Source organism: Aquimarina gracilis (assembly GCF_035285365.1).
Classification (GTDB): Bacteria; Bacteroidota; Bacteroidia; order Flavobacteriales; family Flavobacteriaceae; genus Aquimarina; species Aquimarina gracilis.
In genome coordinates, this window is record NZ_JAYKLX010000003.1 from 24,407 (window position 1) to 42,342 (window position 17,936).

17 protein-coding genes are annotated in these 17,936 nt (G+C 37.1%); 1 reads left to right on the forward strand and 16 read right to left on the reverse strand.

Annotated elements, in window-relative coordinates; genetic code table 11:
• The first annotated feature begins 127 nt into the window (after positions 1 to 127).
• Entirely contained in the window at positions 128 to 742 is a 615-nt protein-coding gene (locus U6A24_RS06060; RefSeq protein ID WP_324179050.1) for a hypothetical protein, read from the forward strand.
• 65 nt (positions 743 to 807) lie between these two features.
• Here U6A24_RS06060 and U6A24_RS06065 read toward each other — a convergent pair whose 3' ends face one another.
• From U6A24_RS06065 to pckA, 16 genes are all read right to left on the reverse strand, one after another.
• Entirely contained in the window at positions 808 to 1,512 is a 705-nt protein-coding gene (locus U6A24_RS06065; RefSeq protein WP_324179051.1) for a sulfite exporter TauE/SafE family protein, read from the reverse strand.
• The gene (locus U6A24_RS06070; protein WP_324179052.1) at positions 1,512 to 1,958 is read right to left on the reverse strand and encodes a FixH family protein; all 447 of its coding nucleotides are present in this window, start codon (positions 1,956 to 1,958) and stop codon (positions 1,512 to 1,514) included. The genes U6A24_RS06065 and U6A24_RS06070 overlap by 1 nt, the downstream gene beginning before the upstream one ends.
• Positions 1,959 to 1,982: 24 nt before the next feature.
• Positions 1,983 to 3,404 carry a cytochrome c oxidase accessory protein CcoG gene (gene ccoG / locus U6A24_RS06075; RefSeq protein ID WP_324179053.1) on the reverse strand — a complete coding sequence of 474 codons (1,422 nt, stop codon included), beginning with the start codon at positions 3,402 to 3,404 and terminating at the stop codon, positions 1,983 to 1,985.
• Positions 3,405 to 3,422: 18 nt separating this feature from the next.
• On the reverse strand, positions 3,423 to 4,379 hold the full coding sequence (locus U6A24_RS06080; RefSeq protein WP_324179054.1) for a cbb3-type cytochrome c oxidase N-terminal domain-containing protein: 957 nt from the start codon (positions 4,377 to 4,379) through the stop codon (positions 3,423 to 3,425).
• Entirely contained in the window at positions 4,376 to 4,567 is a 192-nt protein-coding gene (locus U6A24_RS06085; protein ID WP_324179055.1) for a CcoQ/FixQ family Cbb3-type cytochrome c oxidase assembly chaperone, read from the reverse strand. The genes U6A24_RS06080 and U6A24_RS06085 overlap by 4 nt, the downstream gene beginning before the upstream one ends.
• Before the next feature lie 4 nt (positions 4,568 to 4,571).
• The gene (gene ccoN, locus U6A24_RS06090; protein ID WP_324179056.1) at positions 4,572 to 6,779 is read right to left on the reverse strand and encodes a cytochrome-c oxidase, cbb3-type subunit I; all 2,208 of its coding nucleotides are present in this window, start codon (positions 6,777 to 6,779) and stop codon (positions 4,572 to 4,574) included.
• 1 nt (position 6,780) lies between these two features.
• Positions 6,781 to 6,975: a cbb3-type cytochrome oxidase assembly protein CcoS gene (gene ccoS, locus U6A24_RS06095; protein WP_324179057.1), complete on the reverse strand. Its 195-nt coding sequence runs from the start codon at positions 6,973 to 6,975 to the stop codon at positions 6,781 to 6,783.
• A gap of 104 nt (positions 6,976 to 7,079) precedes the next feature.
• On the reverse strand, positions 7,080 to 8,300 hold the full coding sequence (gene dsrP, locus U6A24_RS06100) for a sulfate reduction electron transfer complex DsrMKJOP subunit DsrP (protein ID WP_324179058.1): 1,221 nt from the start codon (positions 8,298 to 8,300) through the stop codon (positions 7,080 to 7,082).
• A gap of 17 nt (positions 8,301 to 8,317) precedes the next feature.
• Positions 8,318 to 9,400, reverse strand: coding sequence for a 4Fe-4S dicluster domain-containing protein (locus U6A24_RS06105; RefSeq protein WP_324179059.1), 1,083 nt, complete (start codon positions 9,398 to 9,400; stop codon positions 8,318 to 8,320).
• Between the two features lie 21 nt (positions 9,401 to 9,421).
• Positions 9,422 to 10,051, reverse strand: a complete 630-nt coding sequence (locus tag U6A24_RS06110) for a cytochrome c3 family protein (protein WP_324179060.1) — start codon at positions 10,049 to 10,051, stop codon at positions 9,422 to 9,424.
• Positions 10,041 to 10,742 carry a nitrate reductase cytochrome c-type subunit gene (locus tag U6A24_RS06115; RefSeq protein WP_324179061.1) on the reverse strand — a complete coding sequence of 234 codons (702 nt, stop codon included), beginning with the start codon at positions 10,740 to 10,742 and terminating at the stop codon, positions 10,041 to 10,043. Before U6A24_RS06115 ends, U6A24_RS06110 begins: the two co-directional genes overlap by 11 nt.
• Before the next feature lie 4 nt (positions 10,743 to 10,746).
• On the reverse strand, positions 10,747 to 13,074 hold the full coding sequence (locus U6A24_RS06120; RefSeq protein WP_324179062.1) for a molybdopterin-dependent oxidoreductase: 2,328 nt from the start codon (positions 13,072 to 13,074) through the stop codon (positions 10,747 to 10,749).
• Between the two features lie 4 nt (positions 13,075 to 13,078).
• Positions 13,079 to 13,318 carry a hypothetical protein gene (locus U6A24_RS06125; RefSeq protein WP_324179063.1) on the reverse strand — a complete coding sequence of 80 codons (240 nt, stop codon included), beginning with the start codon at positions 13,316 to 13,318 and terminating at the stop codon, positions 13,079 to 13,081.
• A 119-nt stretch (positions 13,319 to 13,437) separates the two neighbouring features.
• The gene (locus U6A24_RS06130; protein ID WP_324179064.1) at positions 13,438 to 14,724 is read right to left on the reverse strand and encodes an alginate export family protein; all 1,287 of its coding nucleotides are present in this window, start codon (positions 14,722 to 14,724) and stop codon (positions 13,438 to 13,440) included.
• A gap of 99 nt (positions 14,725 to 14,823) precedes the next feature.
• On the reverse strand, positions 14,824 to 16,134 hold the full coding sequence (locus U6A24_RS06135) for a porin (protein WP_324179065.1): 1,311 nt from the start codon (positions 16,132 to 16,134) through the stop codon (positions 14,824 to 14,826).
• 149 nt (positions 16,135 to 16,283) lie between these two features.
• On the reverse strand, positions 16,284 to 17,909 hold the full coding sequence (pckA, locus tag U6A24_RS06140; protein ID WP_324179066.1) for a phosphoenolpyruvate carboxykinase (ATP): 1,626 nt from the start codon (positions 17,907 to 17,909) through the stop codon (positions 16,284 to 16,286).
• Positions 17,910 to 17,936 lie beyond the last annotated feature (27 nt).

Genomic DNA, 17,936 nt, shown 5'->3' on the forward strand with positions numbered 1-17,936 from the left:
GAGTCGAGTAAAGATGCTGGTTCATTACGTGCCTCATTCTATGTGAAATTTATTTTTAAGATGATATTTGTCATCATTTTTTAGGAGGTTGCGAGATACATTTGTTATAAACTAAAACCTAAAAATCATGAGAAAAATACCACTATTTTTGGTGATAATGGTTCTTGGAACCTTGTCATTAACCGCTCAAAATATGGATCAATCTAGCCTAGTTTATATCGATGGTGATATGATTCAATTTGAAGATAATAACCAAGAACTGTTAGAAGAAAGTACCATGTTGCTGGACTGCTCAACACTATTCCCTGATGGAAGCTTTAAAACTGCAGATGGCTTGCAATTTAGACTAAAAGACGGAGAGTGTCTTGATATGTATGGGATTCGATATCGAAATGAATACCAGTACAGATATAAAATGAAAAAAGAAAATAAGGACCTCACGCCTGTGCAATTACAGAACAGGTATCAGGATAAAGTTCACTACATAAAATTAAATGGTGATGTTTTCAAGATAAAAAATAGATATCAGAAACGTATTCGTAAACCAGTTACTCTTAAAAATAATACAATTGTAGATCCTTTTGGAACGTATAAGACACCAGGACAGGAAGAAATACGATTTAAAGATGGAGAGTGTTTAAACAGCAGTGGAGTGAAATTTGAAGGAATTAGTGAGTATCGAAAAGTATTGGCCAAAAAAAGTAAAACGCAACAAAAGACTAAAAAATCTACCGCTTTATAGTAGACAGAACGATACCAGATAAAAACAAAAACCTTTCGATTTAAATTTACCTTCGGAAGGTTTTTTTATTTGTGACACTCAAAATTTGCAGATACAATTTCAGATACTGGTTTTGGAGAGATATAGGGGATACCTAATCCCATGCCTCGAAGGATAAAAAGCAAACCGATCAAAACCACAAAAACCGGAATCACTTTCTGAACATGTAGTCGCATCTTTCCATGCAATAGGTTTCCAGCATATACCGCAACTGTCATTAAAGGGATGGTTCCTAAACCAAAAAACATCATATATAAACTACTATCTCGTAAATGGCCAGTTGCGATAGCACCAAATACTGCCATATAAACCAACCCACAAGGTAGGAAACCGTTTAAGAAACCAATTGTTAAAAAAGTATCTGGGGTTTTCTTTTTAAGTGCTGCACCCAATTCACTTTTTACTTTAGAAATGATGCTATAAACCGGCTTAGAAAAATTATATTTCAGAAATATTGAAGAAGGAATCAATACAATAAGAATCATTAAAATACCAGCCCCAATAGAAAGTCCCTGTTGTAAACCAAAAATGTGAAGACTTTTACCTATTAATCCAAAAAACAATCCGATAACACTATATGCTAATAATCTTCCAAAATGATATAGAAAAATCTGAAAGAATTTCTTGGTAGCATTAGATTGATTAACTGGCAACATAAAAGCAATAGGACCACACATTCCTAGACAGTGAAAACTTCCTAAAAGACCTAATATGAATGCAGATACTAACATTAATAGGTAAGAGATTCTTTAAACAAATACGATATGCCTTTATGCGTCCAATCAATCGTGATGTTCCAACGACCCTCAATCATGTTCTCATCTTGTATTAAGATGCGGTTATCTTGAAGTACAATTGGAATTTCGAAGTCTAATTTCTTGTTTGAAGGACGATATAAGGATATGGTACCCGAAATGTCTTGATAATTTTTAACCTCAGGAAAAGTAATTATCAATCCTTCGATCGCTTTTTTTACTGTGATATTATTTTCCAAAGCTTTAGCATTTTTTTCAGCATCAATTTCCTTCTGAAATGCAAGTTCTTTTTTATAATACTCTTCAGTTACAAGATCGTGTTCGTATTTTTCGTTGGTATTCATTTTTATCACAAAAAACATAATGAAGGAAATGAATCCTACAAAGACCAGTATAATTGCTGTTCCCCAGTTTATTTTCATAACACATTGAATTTAATTTTCATATTATCGATAACTTCTTGGACCCAAAAAGGCTGCAGTAGTGGTTTCGATTAGTTTATCATTACTATAAACCCCTATTTTCACTTTATCTTTATCACCACTAAGGGCAGAAGCATTAACTTCAATAAACAGCGTACCTTCTGCCAAGCCTTGCTTGGGAACTGTAAAATTCTTGTGTGTTACAAGTTCTACTTTTCCTTTGTGGGATAATAGTTTAAAATGGACATCTTCAATAGCATCTGTAGTTTTGTTAACCAACTTGTAGGTATATACATTGCTAATCATATTGTTTTCTTTTCGTTCGTAGAGTTGCCCGGGTAATCTTAAAATATTGGCTTCTACATCATTTCTTAAGAATAGCATTCCTATTAAGACACCGGTTAATATGAAAAGTACTGCACTATATCCTTTCAGTCTGGCCGTAAATTTAAATTTGGCTTTTTTTGCAATATTCTCTTCACTGGCATAACGAATAAGTCCTTTGGGTAGATTTACACTTTCCATCATATGGTCACATGCATCGATACAAGCCGTACAGTTTACACATTCTAATTGTGTGCCATTGCGAATATCTATTCCAGTAGGGCAGACATGAACGCATTGAAAACAATCGATACAGTCTCCTTTTCCGGTAGCTGGGCGATCTTCATTTTTTTTGAACTTTGCTCGACCAGCCTCTTTTTCTCCTCGTTTGTAATCATAGGCGACAACAATCGACTTGGAATCTAATAGAACTCCTTGTAATCGTCCATATGGACAGGCGATAATACATACTTGTTCTCTAAACCAAGCAAAGACGAAATAGAAAACACTTGTGAATATTAATAATGATATTAATGTACTTACATGTTTAAATGGTCCATCAATAATATATTGTAATAGTTGATCACTTCCTATGAGATATGCCAGAAAAACATTGGCAATCAAGAATGAAATTATAAAGAATATAACCCATTTGGTCACTCTTTTTCTTATTTTTTCAGCATTCCAGGGTTGTTTATCTAATCGAATTTGTTTCCCGCGATCGCCTTCGATCCAATATTCAATTCTTCTGAAAACCATTTCCATAAAAATGGTCTGGGGACATACCCAACCACAAAATAGCCTTCCAAATGCTACAGTAAACAAGGTGATAAAAATCACTCCAATTATCATCGAGATTACAAAAAGGTGAAAATCCTGTGGCCAGAAGGGCGCGCCAAAAATATTAAACCGACGTTCTAATACATTGAAAAGAAGAAATTGATTTCCGTTAATTTTGATAAATGGAGCAGAAAACAAAAAAATCAGTAATCCATAGCTCACCCATTTGCGGTACTCATAAAACTTACCACTGGGTTTTTTTGGATACACCCATGCACGTTTTCCTTCTTCATTTACGGTAGCAATCGAGTCTCTAAATTTTTCGTTTACGGGTGTTTCCAATTGGGATAGATTTTTTAATTATTCATTAAGAACAACGGCTGTCGAATCTGAAACCACTTCTGGAATTTCTTCAATCGGGGTTTCTTCCTTGGGTGCATCTGGATCTGTCCAGATTTCTCCTTGAGGTTCTTTAGGTTCGGCAGGTATTGTACCTTCTAATGTGATAATATAACTGGCAACCTGTGCCATTTCTGCGGGTTTTAAGGTTTGTTTCCAGGCAACCATTCCTTTTCCGTCACGTCCTCCTTCAGAAATTGTTCGAAAAACATTCTTAATACCTCCTCCTAGAATCCAATATTTATCGGTAAGGTTTGGTCCAATTCCACCACCACCATCGGCTTTATGACAAGCTACACAGTTGGTAGCAAATATGGCTTTTCCTGCGCTGATATCAGATGCATCGGTAAGTAAAGTAACCGTATTTACATCTACAAGATCTTTGGCTGTCTTTTTGTATTCCTCGATGGCAATTTTGGCAGCAGCAACCTCGGTTTCATATTCTTCTGTTTGGGTATAATCATTGAATACATGAAAACGAGCTAAATATATTACTCCGAAAATGATAGTGGCATAAAAACCCCATACCCACCAGGGTGGGAGGTTATTATCCAATTCTTTAATACCATCATAGTTGTGATCTAAAATGATCTCTTCTTCTTCTTCAACTGGTTTACTGTCTAGGAGTTTTAAGTAGGTTTCTTTTACCCATTTGAATTGTTTGTCTTTTTTTGCTTTTTGGGCACGTAGATATCGCTCTTGTGCTTCTGGGTTTAAAGATTGAAATAACACATTTTTGAATGCCGCTAAACTAATTTCTATAGCAATTGAAAATAGCAATACCATGCCCAGTATCAACCACGTAAGTGGCTCGGCAATAAAGGCTGATGTTGATCCGGAATCAACGGTGAGCTCTATTAATACATATGCAATGAGTAAAAAAGCAAGTACTCTTAAATATGATGCGGTTGTCCTCATAGTATATAGTCTTTATCGGTTTTGGTGTCTAATGGGATGTTGCTTACTTCTTTGATATGTTCTTTCTTGGCAGTGAATACCCACCAAAATAATGCGGCAAAGAAGATGAAAAATATGAGTAAGGAAATCATAGGGTAGATTTCTATGCCTTCAATACTTTCCATATGGCCTTTTATAAATTTTAGCATGGCTTTATTCTTTATTTTGAACTATTGTTTCTTCGTTTTCATTTTTTACCTTGATATCGGTACCCAATCTTTGTATATATGCAATTAGGGCAACGACTTCGCGATTTCGCATTTCTACAAAATCCAGTCCGTTTTCTTTTGCATATTTTTTATCGGCTTCATAAGTTTTAGCAAAATCGGGATCTGTATATAGGTTTTTCTCAATTTGTGTTGCTTGCTCATCCATCCATTGCTGTGCTCGAGCAATTTCTTCAGGGGTATATGGAACCCCTAATGATACCATGACTTCCATTTTGGCTTCGGTTTGTGAACGATCTAGCTCATTTTGAATCAACCACTTGTAACTAGGCATAATTGAACCAGATGAGGTGCTTTGTGGATCATAGAAATGGTTAAGGTGCCAGTTATCAGAATATTTTCCACCAATTCGCATCAAGTCAGGACCTGTACGCTTACTTCCCCAAAGAAAAGGGTGATCGTATACATATTCTCCTGCTTTGGAGTATTCACCATAACGTTCTACTTCACTTCGGAAAGGTCGTATCATTTGCGAATGACAAGACACACAACTTTCTCTAATGTAAAGGTCTCTACCTTCTAGCTCAAGAGGAGTATATGGTTTCACACTTGTAATTGTAGGAATATTTGAATCTACCATCAACGTAGGGATGATTTGTACGGCACCTCCAATAAGAATAGCGATTGTAGCAAAGATGGTTAGTTTTACAGGTCTTCTTTCTAACCAGGTATGATATCCTTCTTTGGCAGTTCTATGTCTTGTTACTTTGGTAAGAGGAGCAGCTTCAGCCAATTCGTCGGTTACTTTACTACCACTTCTTACTGTTTTTACGATATTATACAACATGATAAATATTCCGAAGATGTAGATACTACCTCCTATGGCCCGCATCCAATACATAGGAATAATCTCATTTACGGTTTCCAAGAAGTTACCATATACCAAGCTACCATCTGGGTTAAATTGTTTCCACATAGAAGCTTGAACGAAACCAGCAACATACATAGGTAATGCATACATGATAATACCTAGGGTACCTAGCCAGAAATGTGCATTTGCCAAACCTGTAGACCATAATCTGGTTTTAAACAATCTAGGAATTAACCAATATACCATCCCGAAGGTTAAAAATCCATTCCATGCCAATGCCCCAACATGTACATGAGCAATTACCCAATCACTAAAGTGGGCAATAGCATTCACATTTTTAAGGGATAGCATTGGCCCTTCAAACGTAGCCATACCATACCCGGTAATTGCCACAACCATAAATTTTAAAACAGGGTCTGTACGCACTTTATCCCAGGCTCCTCTAAGTGTAAGTAATCCATTAATCATACCTCCCCAGGATGGAGCAATTAACATTACCGAGAATGCTACACCCAGATTTTGAGCCCAATCCGGTAAAGAGGAATATAGTAAGTGGTGTGGTCCTGCCCAGATGTAAATAAAGATTAACGACCAGAAGTGTACAATCGAAAGTCTGTATGAGTATACAGGTCTATTGGCTGCTTTCGGGATGAAATAATACATCAATCCCAGAAATGGCGTGGTTAAGAAAAATGCTACTGCATTATGCCCGTACCACCATTGTACCAGAGCATCTTGTACTCCTGCGTAAACTGAATAACTCTTTAGAGCACTTACCGGAAGCTCAAGACTATTAAAAATATGAAGCACGGCAACCGTTACAACAGTTGCAATGTAAAACCAAATGGCTACATACAAGTGACGTTGTCTTCTTTTTAAAATGGTTCCGATAAGATTCCACCCAAAAACTACCCAAATTAGAGCAATTGCAATATCAAAAGGCCACTCTAGCTCTGCATATTCTTTTGAGGTTGTAAATCCTAACGGAAGCGTAATTGCGGCTCCTACAATAATCAATTGCCAGCCCCAGAAGTTAATATTACTAAGTACATCACTAAACATTCTGGTTTTCAATAAGCGTTGTGTAGAGTAATAGACCCCGGCATAAATTGCATTACCAACAAAAGCAAATATTACTGCGTTGGTATGCAATGGCCGTAATCGACCAAAACTTAACCAGGATATCCCATCGGTGAGGTTGGGGAATAAAAACATAAATGCCAATAGTAGACCAACCGACATCCCAACGATACCCCAGAGCATCGTAGCATATATGAATTTTTTTACGATTTTGTTATCGTAATAGAATTGTTCCATTTCCATTTTAAGATTGTTTAGTTTTAGGTGATACTGAAGACTTTTCTTTGCTTTCTTTTACGAGTTCGTCCTCAAAAAGCATTCGTATGGAAGGCGTATAAACATCGTCGTACTGACCATTTCGTACAGAAAAGATAAAGGCTACAAAAAAGACAATAGCTACGACAATACTAATCGTTAAGAGTACATAGATAACACCCATACTTATTTTGATTATGCATCAAAAGTATGTGTGAACCTTTTCTTAAAAAATGACATTTGTCAGGTTTTATTTTGAAAAGAAAGTATGTGGGATTCAGAAAGGTTTTATTTCTTTTTGAATTGTAATTTTCCTGTTTCTATTTTGATCGCGGTTTTGGCAAGAATGGTAAATATGAAAGCTCCTAGGGCCCAAATACCAAGAGTAACGCCTATTTCAATTCCTGTAGGAGTATATTCTGCAATTTTTCCATAAGGCCCAGGAATGAAACCGGGAACAATAAGGCCAAATCCTTTTTCGATCCAGATGGCTACAAAAAGAATAAAACAAGCAAAATACAATACATTGAAATTATTGCGAAGCTTCCCAAAAGTAAGTATTACAGTGGCCAATATGTTTAATGGGATCGCTGTCCAGATCCAAGGCAATAAAGCCGTTTTACCTTGTAAGCCAAAGAACAAATAATAAGCGCTTTCGCTATGATGCGTTGGCGCATAAAATTCCTTGAACAATTCTGAGACTAGCATAATGAGATTAATCTGAGCGGCGACTGCGACAATCATCCCTATTTTTTTTATGGTTTTATCTTCAATTGTAAACTCTGTAAAAGTTCTGATAATAGCTAGTACTAGAATAATTAATGCAGGACCAGCTGCAAAAGCTGAAGCCAAAAATCGAGGCCCTAACAATGCGTTGTTCCAAAATGGTCGTGCTTGTAAACCTTGGTATAAAAAAGCAGTTACCAAATGGATGGCTACAGCCCAAAATACAGAAAGTATTGCGCCAGGAACATATATTTTTGGGTTTGGGGTTTTTCCTTGATACCGTCTGAATAGGATGTAAAACGGGATCGAAATATTCAGGAATAAATAACCATTAAGTACAATCACATCCCAGGTAAGCATAGAGTTGGGGAAATTAAACACACCAATCCCAGGAATCATATGCCATAAAACTGACGGACCTCCCATATCTGCCACTACAAAAGCGAGACACATAATTAATGCTGCCACTGCTAGTCCTTCACCTATAAGCACTGCTTGCTTAAAATCAATGTCTTTTAGCACATATGTTGGCATCACTAGCATTACTGCCGCCGCTGCAACTCCCACCAGAAATGTGAAGTTAGAAATGTATAATCCCCAGCTTACACGGTCAGTCATACCGGTAGCACTTAGACCAAATTCTAATTGAACCGAATAGCAATACATACCTACTAGCATTACAAAGGTTAAGAATGCCATCCAGACGTGATATTTTTTGGATCCTTGAGTGGTGATATCAAGGCTGTCTTTTACTAAACTTGTAAAAACTTTAAGTCTTCTCATCTTGAGTGTTTTTTTGATCAATCCATGAAGTACCAGAACTTAGGTTCTGTACCTAGGTCTTCTTTTAGTCTAAAAACCTTTTTATTTTCAAGCACCCAGCGTATGGTACTATTTGGGTCAAGTAAATTCCCAAAAATCCTGGCACCAGTAGGGCATGCATCTACACAAGCAGGATTTTTTCCAGCTCTGGAACGTTGTACACAAAACGTACACTTTTCCATGACCCCCTTTTTACGCATACGATTCCCTAAGTAATGCTGATTCTTGTTAATTTCATTTTCTGGTACTTTGGGTGTACTCCAATTAAATCGTCGGCCATCATAGGGGCAGGCAGCCATACAATATCTGCAACCCACACACCAATCATAATCTATAACTACAAGACCATCATCCTCTCTCCAGGTAGCTTGCACGGGGCATACATCTACACAAGGTGGGTTGTCGCAATGAAAACACTGCGTACCCATATAGAAATGCCCTTCGGCGGGGACCTCATGATAATAGTTGTCATCGGCTTCATCAAATTTGAAACCTTTTCCGTCTTTCATTTCATGAATTCGAATGTATTGCATTTGCGAATTGCGATCTTGATTATTCTCTTCGACACATGCACTTACACAATCCATATACCCTTGGCATTTTGAGATATTAAAAGCATATCCGAATAGCACATCTTCTTCAGCATTTTTTGAAGACATATCGATGGTTTTTCCTTTACGTAATTGATATGAACGTACCAATCGATCTACGGTAGCTTTCTTTTCATCATTGGTCATCAATTTGTAGTTGCCCTTAAATTGTTCTTCCCAATCGATTTGTGCTTTTTCTTTGCTTTCATCACCGGCGACCATACTACAAGAAGAGCTTACGGCTCCAGCACCGATCATCAAACTTGCCGTTAATTGTTTAAAAGCAGTACGACGGTTCATTTTTACATCAAAAACCTGATCAAAACCATCTTTATGTTTTTCTTCACCAATAGCCGCTTGATGCGACCCGCACCCTCCAGAAGTTTTTCCACAGCTGCAAGAGCTCGTTTCTTGTTTTTTGGTTTTACCAAGATTTAGTGAAAACCATTTTTTGTTGTTTTGATCGCTCATAATTACTATCGATGATATTAGCTATTCTCTTTCTTTTACTTTTTGAGTATTAAATCTTGATGGCCAACGGCTTTCAAATCCTGGTTTATGTGGATTATGGCAGTTTACGCAAGTCATAGAAACTCTTGGGGGAGCCCAGCCAGCTACTTTTTTACCATGAGCACCGCCTTTCCAATCTTCAAATTGTTTGGTATGGCATTGAGCACATAATTTATGACTGCGATTAAAATCGATCGAATTACCCGTTAAACTTTGTAAATTATCCATGTCGTTACCATTGTGACAGGTAATGCAATTCATTGTGTTTAAATCTGCATGTGCTAGTTTAATATCCCAATGCGCTTTTTTGGCACTTTGAGTGTTTTGCATTTCACTTAGTGGTCTGTTATGGCATTCGGTGCAAGCATATGATGTTATCTGGCTTTTTCGTTCTGGAATTAAAAAGGTATGGTTGCCTTCTGTGATTTCAACAGTATGAATACCCTCTATTAAGGATTCTGAAGAAATAGAGGTGCCATGATAATTTTTACTTTCAGCTTCTATTTTATCGGTGATGTTATGATATTCACCCTCTCCATGTTTACAGGATAACAATGTAGCAAGAAGGATGAAAGCACCAACTAGAATATGTGTGATATGTTTATTCATCATAATTTTTATTATCTCGGGTAAAAATCGCCATATTTATATCCGGTTGTGCATTATTAGGAACATGACATTGCATACAGTTAATACGTTCAGGATGTGTGACTCTAATCTCTTTGGGCGCAGCAGGTCCTGCGTGACAGGATAAGCAATTCTCTCTCATTTGTATTTGATGAGGAATCATTGGCGGGCTACCAGGGAGCGCATTATTTACACCCACTTTTGGTGCCTGAGTTTTAGCAAAGTTGTTTTGAGCGAAAAGTGCTTCAGATGTTTTTTTAACATGACATTGCCTACAATTAATCATCTCTGGATGAGGTGTAATAGGTGCGTAAGTATTAAACTTAGGGACAAACCCTCCTTTTTGATGGCATTGTAAACAAGTATTGCCTCCTATACTCATTTCTTCCTTTACGGGGTGTGGAATAAATGGAGGAGCACCGTAATAAGCTCTATTCTTATAGTACGTATCTAAAGTTCTTTGATGATTTTCATCAATTGGCATGTTGGCATATTCTAGAGCGTTTAAAGAATTTTCAAAAACTCCATTTTCGGTAAGATAAACTCCATTTATATCTCCATTTTCAATAGGAATATAGGCTTCTTTAAGCCCTGTTTGGTAACTATAATTCCATATGATAATGAAAGCCAAAAACAAGAGTGTAAACAGCGATATGATACCTAATCTTTTCCTCATAGCTCTATGCTTTTTCTACTTTGACAGCACATTTTTTATAATCTGGCTCTTTTGATATCGGGCAAAAAGAATCTAATGTGATATCATTGATTAGCATATTCTCATCAAAGAAAGGCACAAAAACCTGCATTGGTGCCGGGACTCCTCGTTGATTAATAGAAGCCGGAAGTACAATTTCTCCGCGTCTTGTTGTGAGTTTTACTTTATCACCGGTTTTGATTTGCATTCGTTTTGCATCATCGGGATGTAACTCGACATAGGCATGAGGCATCGCCTTGTGCAATACGGGAATTCGTCGTGTCATAGACCCAGTATGCCAATGTTCTACTACACGGCCTGTATTTAACCAGAATGGGTACTCGTTATTAGGTTCTTCGGCAGCAGGTTCATATGGGCGTTGCCAGATGATGGCTTTTCCGTCTGGTTTTCCGTAGAAATGAAAATCTTCGCCATTGCTACACGCAGGATCATATTTTGAGTTAAATCTCCATTTGGTGGATTTTCCGTCAACAAAAGGCCACATGGCACCGGGTTGGGATTTTAATACTTCCAATGGTGCCATATTATGTTTTTTACCCACATGATGCTTTCGGTACTCATTGTAAATCTCTTCAATATGGGTTTCTTCTTTGTAGTAGAATTGCTTTTCGTATCCCATTCGTTTTGCAACTTCAACTAATTGCCAGGTATCACTCATAGCTTCTCCTGGGGGGTCGATCATTTGCTCAAAATGCTGTGTCCTGCGTTCTGAATTACCGAAAAGCCCCTCACGCTCGATCCACATAGCAGATGGTAAGATCACATCAGCAATATCTGTGGTTGGAGTAGGATAAATATCTGAAACAACAATAAATCGTCCTTCTTTTTTAGCTCCATCACGATAACGTTTTAATTTGGGCATGGTAACCATTGGATTGGTTACCTGGATCCACATAAATCGAATATCTCCTCTATCTAATGCCCGGAACATTTCTACGGTATGATATGTTGGCTTAGATGGAATATTTTCTACAGGAACATCCCAAATCTTAGCAGCAAACTCGCGATGTTCCTTTTTCATCACAACACCATGAGGTAATTTGTGGGTTAGTGTTCCTACTTCTCTTACCGTACCACAGGCACTTGGTTGCCCTGTTAGTGAAAATGGGCTATTCCCCGGAGATGAAATTTTTCCTGTCAAAAGATGAATATTATATACCAGATTATTGATCCATGTTCCTCGAGAATGTTGGTTCATTCCCATACACCAAAGCGACATTACTTTTTTATTAGGATCTCCATAGTAAGCCGCCATGTATTTGATGTCCTTGGCAGATACACCTGATATTTTTTCAACTTTTTCGGGAGTGTAGTCTTCTAAGAATTGCTTAAAAGCTGCAAAATTAATTGTTGAGGGTTTGTCTTTGAATTTATAGTTATCCTCAAGTCCATAGCCCATATTGGTAAGTCCTTTATTGAAATTACAGTGTTTTTCTACAAAGGATTTGTTTACCCAACCATTTTTGATGATCTCATAGCAAATTGCGTTGGCTACTGCCAGATCTGTTTGGGGTCTAAACAAAATAGATTTATCTGCTGCTTTACTGGTGCGTGTAGTTCTAGTGGCAAAATCGATAATTTTAGCTCCTCGTTTTAATCGTTGATCCAATAATCTTGAGAAAAGTACAGGATGCATTTCGGCCATGTTGTTTCCCCATAAGAAGAATACATCGGCATAATCGATATCTTCATAACATCCCATAGGTTCATCCATCCCGAATGAGGTTAAAAAACCAGTAACGGCACTTGCCATACATAAACGTGCATTGGCTTCAACATTATTAGTACCAATACATCCTTTAAAAAGTTTGGAAGCGGCATATCCATCTGGGATCGTCCATTGACCCGATCCATATATAGATACGGCATCTTTGCCATGATCTTTTATGGTTTCTTTCATTTTGGAAGCGATAAGGTCCAAAGCTTCTTCCATCGAAGTTTCTACATATTGTCCATTCTTTTTTATCAAGGGTTTTGTTAATCGATCTTTACCGTAAAGCGCCATAATAGAGTGATACCCCTTTACACAACAAAGTCCTTTATTTACGGGTGATTTAGGATCTCCTTTTACGGCAATTGCTTTTCCGTTTTCGGTTCCTACCAGAACACCGCATCCAACACCACAAAAACGGCAAGGAGCTTTTTTCCAATCTAAGTTTGCCCCATTAGGAATTCCCTTTTCCTGTTCGTCTGCGAATAATATTCCCGGAAACATGGCCGCTGCCGCAGTCATAGCTGATAACAGTGCCATTTTTTTGATAAATTTTCTGCGATTGGTTAGAGAAGTATACATAGGATTAATGGTTTTGTGGTGTGTTAAATCCTGAAACCAGTGCCAGTAGTTTTAGGCTATCAATGGTATCCAGTTTTTCTTTTAGAATATCTTCTTCGGCTTCATTATTGGTTTCGGTTACCAAAATGAGCAGATCTTTATTCTGGGCGGGCATAATTTCACATTGTTTTATGGAAGATAATGCTTGAATGAGTTCATCTTTTTTGCCCGAATATGGGTGGGCCAAATAGCTCTTAATAGGCATATTTTTGGTTTAAGGTTCTTTATTATAACATCTATAATAGATAGTTTCTGTTTCCTTCTTCGAAAACTTCTTGTTTTTATAACAACCTCCTCATTACGTGACTAATAAGATAGGTATTTTTATTCAATATTCTTCTTAAAATCGGTAGTAAAAAGATTAGGGTTAATGATTAATTGCGCCCAACCCCAGTTATTGGTATTATCATGAGGTCTTCCTGCTTTGACCAAACTCATGCTTTCTGAAGCGAACATGTGAGAATACCCCAAATTCAGTTTTACGTTTTTTATGATCTTTTGTGTAAAAACAAGATCTACTTCGGTACCCAGATACTTATCTTCGTCTGCAGTTAGATCTGCATTTGCCATAAAGTAGTGTCCTTTTACTAATAAATTAGATTTCTCTCCAGTGGTAAAAACCACTTTGGCATAGAGATCATTCAATCCTACATTATTAGCATGATTACCTACGTAGAAATAATCCATAAACCCGTTGAACTTATGATTGGTTCCGTAGAGAGGGAAGAAAGATTTGTTTTTATCGTCACCATCTTGATCTGTTCCGCTTAACAATTCAACCCCCAATCCATAAAGTATTTTTCCAGGTTTATAAGTAGCTTCAAGTGACGCTTGATAAGCACTTAGATCGTTATCAGCATTGGCTTTTCCGAATTGATAATAGGCACTTCCCGCAAAATTGATTTTACCTACGGGAAATGTAAAATAAGAGCCAGCAGTTTGTCGATAAAAAGTTCCGTCGGGTTCATCATTATTAACTCCAGTAAATTTTTGGAATCCAGTATTAAGAAACAAAAAGCTGGCAGAAATCTTTTCCCAGTTCTTTTTGATATACGCATATTGCATGGCTTTATAGCTAAAGAATCCCTGGATATTAAACCCTGTACCCTCGTTGGGTTGTCCTTCTTGACTAAAAGCTGCTCCGATATCAGCTTTGAAGTTTTCACTTTCATATTTAATCAAAGCAGCATCGTGAAAACGTCCTTGCATAGCCCAGTCCAGCTCACCAAAAATACGTTGATCATCGTAAGAAATCACTTGCCGTCCTGCTTTTAAAGACCAGTTTTCATTAAGAAAAATCTGCCCCCATGCTTGAAAAAGTGAAAAAGAATCGTTCCCATCATTAAGCAATATTTGGCGAGTATCTCCCCAGGTACTTACATCTTGAATGCTAAGAAACAGCTTGAGTCTTTCCTGCTGGTATCCAATATTAAGTCGAGAACGTTGTGTAACAAATGCTGCGGGATCTGCATCATCGGGAAACAAATTATTAAAACCATGTCGGTATTCGAATCGTGCTCTTAGATCTGCATCTACGGTCAATTGTGAAAATATGTTTGCTGTGAATAGAGTAAAAAAGAGTATAAGAAGTAGTGGTTTGGATATTTTCATTAAAGGTGTGATATTGGTTGTATATCACAAATGTTGTTCTAAAATTTTTGTTAAAACATGATATGTGTCATATATTAAGTCGCTGAATTTGAGATGAGATTATTGTATTTTAAACTGATACTGTAGCACAAACATCCATTTACGATTGTCTTCCTCAAGGTTATCCTCTTGGTTATAAAATATAGGACGATTTTGCGCATTTAGAGTCAGCTTTGACTTATGATTATTCAAGAACCAATTAACCCCGAGATCAAAAGCAATCATTGGGTCAGACAAACGATCAAAATCAGAATATTGAACTCTTCCATAGGGTTGCAGTTGTCCTTTTGTATTGTTTTTACCCATTTTGGGGAACAAATATCCAAATTGGTATAGGAAAGAAGTTCCGGTTCCCAAGACGGGATATGCATTTCCTTTACCGTTAAAAGAAGCATTTTCAGAATCCAATCCATTTGTTGGATTATTGGCTCCTATAGAGCGCAAATAATTAGGCCCAAAATCATATTTAAAAAAACCTAAATACGAAGTGAAAGTGGAACCTTTACTTTTATTGATGGGTAACTCAACAAATATATCGGCAGCTAGCAAAGTCATATCATGAAAACTTTCTATTCCTTGCTCTAATGAACATAATGCATCTGACTGAAATTTAAAACCAGTTCCAAGAGAAAGTATCTTTTTAGCCCCTAGATAGGTTCCAGAGTGCGAAGCGTATTTGTTACTTTCAGAGCCCAAGAATTCATACTTTATATATCCTGCATATTGTATTTTAGACGGGCTTGAAGTAAACTCTGCAATACCTTCTTTTGGATCGGCAGGAATACTACTGTTTGCCTGAATAGGAAATGGTTTGGATACCAGAAAGCGGTAATCGAACTTATGAAATTTACCTTTGGTAAAGATGCTAAGGTTCCTTAATAGATCGTCGGTAGTATTTACCGTAGGAAGTGCAATAAATGGAACATCGACTACCATTAATTTTGATGTGCTTGGTGCAGAAAAACGTGATAGCCCGTTCCATAGAGATTTACCAGCGCCAATACTGAATTCTTCTGAGAAATTATACTCGGCATACGCATCTAGTAATTTTATAGAAGGTCCCTTGGATGAGAGATAATTAAGATTGTTCGTTCCAAATTGCGTATAAATAAAAAGATGATCAGAAACCTGGCTTTTGATCCCTAGGCGAAATCTTCGAATCGAAATATCGGTAGTTGTTTTTTCTAATTGATTATTAACAAGACTACCCGGATTATTCTGATTGACTCTCCCGGATAATTGTGCATACGTATGTATGCCAATCCAATGATTTTGATCTTTGTTTAGATACCACTTTAGGGGTTTGTTGGGAAAGGATTTAGTTTTTTCTTGCTTGATTTTTTGAGCATTGAGATGGAGAGATAAGGACATAAAAACCCCTATGAAAATCAATATGTTTTTTTTGAAATTCATTAATGAAATGATATAGGATGATACGACTGTCGTTAAGAGCACTCCAAAAGTAAGGAGTGCTCTTTCAACAACATTTAGAAAATCAGTATTTGAATATTAGCAAAAGATTATACATGCTCACTTAAGTGATGATGCTCGTCAATTAGTGGTCCTCCTTCAATGATTTGTTGAGAAGCTTGATTGGCAAACTTTTCAAAATTAAGGTGGAAAGAATGTGCTAGTTGAATAGCCTTACTTACATAAGCACCTTTTTGTAACCAAGTATTCATAGGGTCCAGAATTTCTGAAGGTACTCCAGGGCAATACTCTGGCATGAACAATCCAAAAATTGGATGCTGTTCATAATTTACTTTGTTTAATTTTCCTTCCAGAATTGCCGTTATCATAGCTCTTGTATGTCTAAGCCTAATACGCGAACCTACTCCATAAGGACCGCCGCTCCAACCAGTGTTGATCAACCAAACGTTTACATTAGCTTCTTCCATTTTTTTGCTTAACATCTCGGCATATACTGTTGGATGTAAAGGCATAAAGGGTTCTCCAAAACAAGCAGAAAAAGAGGGCACTGGCTCGGTAATTCCAGCTTCGGTACCAGCTACTTTGGCTGTATATCCCGAAATAAAATGATAAGCAGCCTGCCCGGGAGTTAATTTGGATACCGGAGGTAATACACCAAAAGCATCACAGGTCAAAAAGAAAATATTCTTTGGATTTTTTGCGTAAGAAGGTTGTTGAATATTATCGATATGATAAATAGGGTAGCTTACACGAGTATTTTGTGTAATAGAGCTATCTTCATAGTCTACCTCACCATTTTCTTTGAAAACCACATTTTCAAGGATGGCTCCTGGTTTAATAGCTCTATAAATATCTGGTTCTTTGTCTTCGGTAAGGTCAATCACTTTTGCGTAGCAACCCCCTTCAAAATTGAAGATAGTATTTTCGGCTGTCCATCCATGTTCATCGTCTCCAATAAGTTTGCGATCGGGATCGGCAGATAGTGTTGTTTTTCCTGTACCTGATAATCCAAAAAAGATGGCAGTGTCCCCTAATTCGCCAACATTGGCAGAACAATGCATGGGTAGTACATTCTTTTCGACTGGAAGAATTAGGTTTAATGCAGAGAAAATACCTTTTTTCATTTCACCGGTATAGGCAGAACCACCTACTAATGCTATTTTTTTGGTAAAATTCAAGATGGAGAAGTTACCTTGTCTAATTCCGTATGTGGCGGGGTCTTTAGCTTCATATCCTGGAGCACAAAGTACCAACCATTCTTCATTAAAATTCTCTAATTCTGATGGCTCATATCTCAAGAACATATTGTAAATAAACATGTTTGACCAAGGGTACTGGGTAATCACTCGCACGTCCATTTTATATTCTGGATCGGCACATACATAGGCATCTCGCACATAAAGCTCCTTACCGGATAAGTAATTAATAATCTCATCTTGAAGTAAATCAAATTTATCAGGATCAATGGGTTTGTTAGTTTTGCCCCACCATACTTTATCTTTGGTATATTCATCTTTTACAAGGAAACGGTCTTGTGGAGATCGTCCTGTAAATTTTCCGGTATTTATAGCCAGGGTTCCATCGGCTGTTTCTCTACCCATTCCTTTTTCTACAGTTATTTGTTGTAGCTTTTCGGGAGACAGGTTATAATGAACCGTATTGTCTTTTAGTCCATATTTTGTAAGATCGACATTTGTTTTTAATACATTTTCCATTTTTTAATAATTTAAGTTTTAATACTG

Bases quoted from the DNA above. Each gene is read 5' to 3' on its own strand.
- U6A24_RS06085 (WP_324179055.1), bottom strand. From the start codon at position 4,567: ATGCTAAAATTTATAAAAGGCCATATGGAAAGTATTGAAGGCATAGAA.
- pckA (WP_324179066.1), bottom strand. From the start codon at position 17,909: ATGGAAAATGTATTAAAAACAAATGTCGATCTTACAAAATATGGACTA.
- U6A24_RS06080 (WP_324179054.1), bottom strand. From the start codon at position 4,379: ATGAGGACAACCGCATCATATTTAAGAGTACTTGCTTTTTTACTCATT.
- U6A24_RS06115 (WP_324179061.1), bottom strand. From the start codon at position 10,742: ATGAGGAAAAGATTAGGTATCATATCGCTGTTTACACTCTTGTTTTTG.
- U6A24_RS06110 (WP_324179060.1), bottom strand. From the start codon at position 10,051: ATGATGAATAAACATATCACACATATTCTAGTTGGTGCTTTCATCCTT.
- ccoN (WP_324179056.1), bottom strand. From the start codon at position 6,779: ATGGAAATGGAACAATTCTATTACGATAACAAAATCGTAAAAAAATTC.
- dsrP (WP_324179058.1), bottom strand. From the start codon at position 8,300: ATGAGAAGACTTAAAGTTTTTACAAGTTTAGTAAAAGACAGCCTTGAT.
- U6A24_RS06120 (WP_324179062.1), bottom strand. From the start codon at position 13,074: ATGTATACTTCTCTAACCAATCGCAGAAAATTTATCAAAAAAATGGCA.
- U6A24_RS06070 (WP_324179052.1), bottom strand. From the start codon at position 1,958: ATGAAAATAAACTGGGGAACAGCAATTATACTGGTCTTTGTAGGATTC.
- U6A24_RS06125 (WP_324179063.1), bottom strand. From the start codon at position 13,318: ATGCCTATTAAGAGCTATTTGGCCCACCCATATTCGGGCAAAAAAGAT.
- U6A24_RS06105 (WP_324179059.1), bottom strand. From the start codon at position 9,400: ATGAGCGATCAAAACAACAAAAAATGGTTTTCACTAAATCTTGGTAAA.
- U6A24_RS06065 (WP_324179051.1), bottom strand. From the start codon at position 1,512: ATGTTAGTATCTGCATTCATATTAGGTCTTTTAGGAAGTTTTCACTGT.
- ccoS (WP_324179057.1), bottom strand. From the start codon at position 6,975: ATGGGTGTTATCTATGTACTCTTAACGATTAGTATTGTCGTAGCTATT.
- U6A24_RS06135 (WP_324179065.1), bottom strand. From the start codon at position 16,134: ATGTCCTTATCTCTCCATCTCAATGCTCAAAAAATCAAGCAAGAAAAA.
- U6A24_RS06130 (WP_324179064.1), bottom strand. From the start codon at position 14,724: ATGAAAATATCCAAACCACTACTTCTTATACTCTTTTTTACTCTATTC.
- U6A24_RS06060 (WP_324179050.1), top strand. From the start codon at position 128: ATGAGAAAAATACCACTATTTTTGGTGATAATGGTTCTTGGAACCTTG.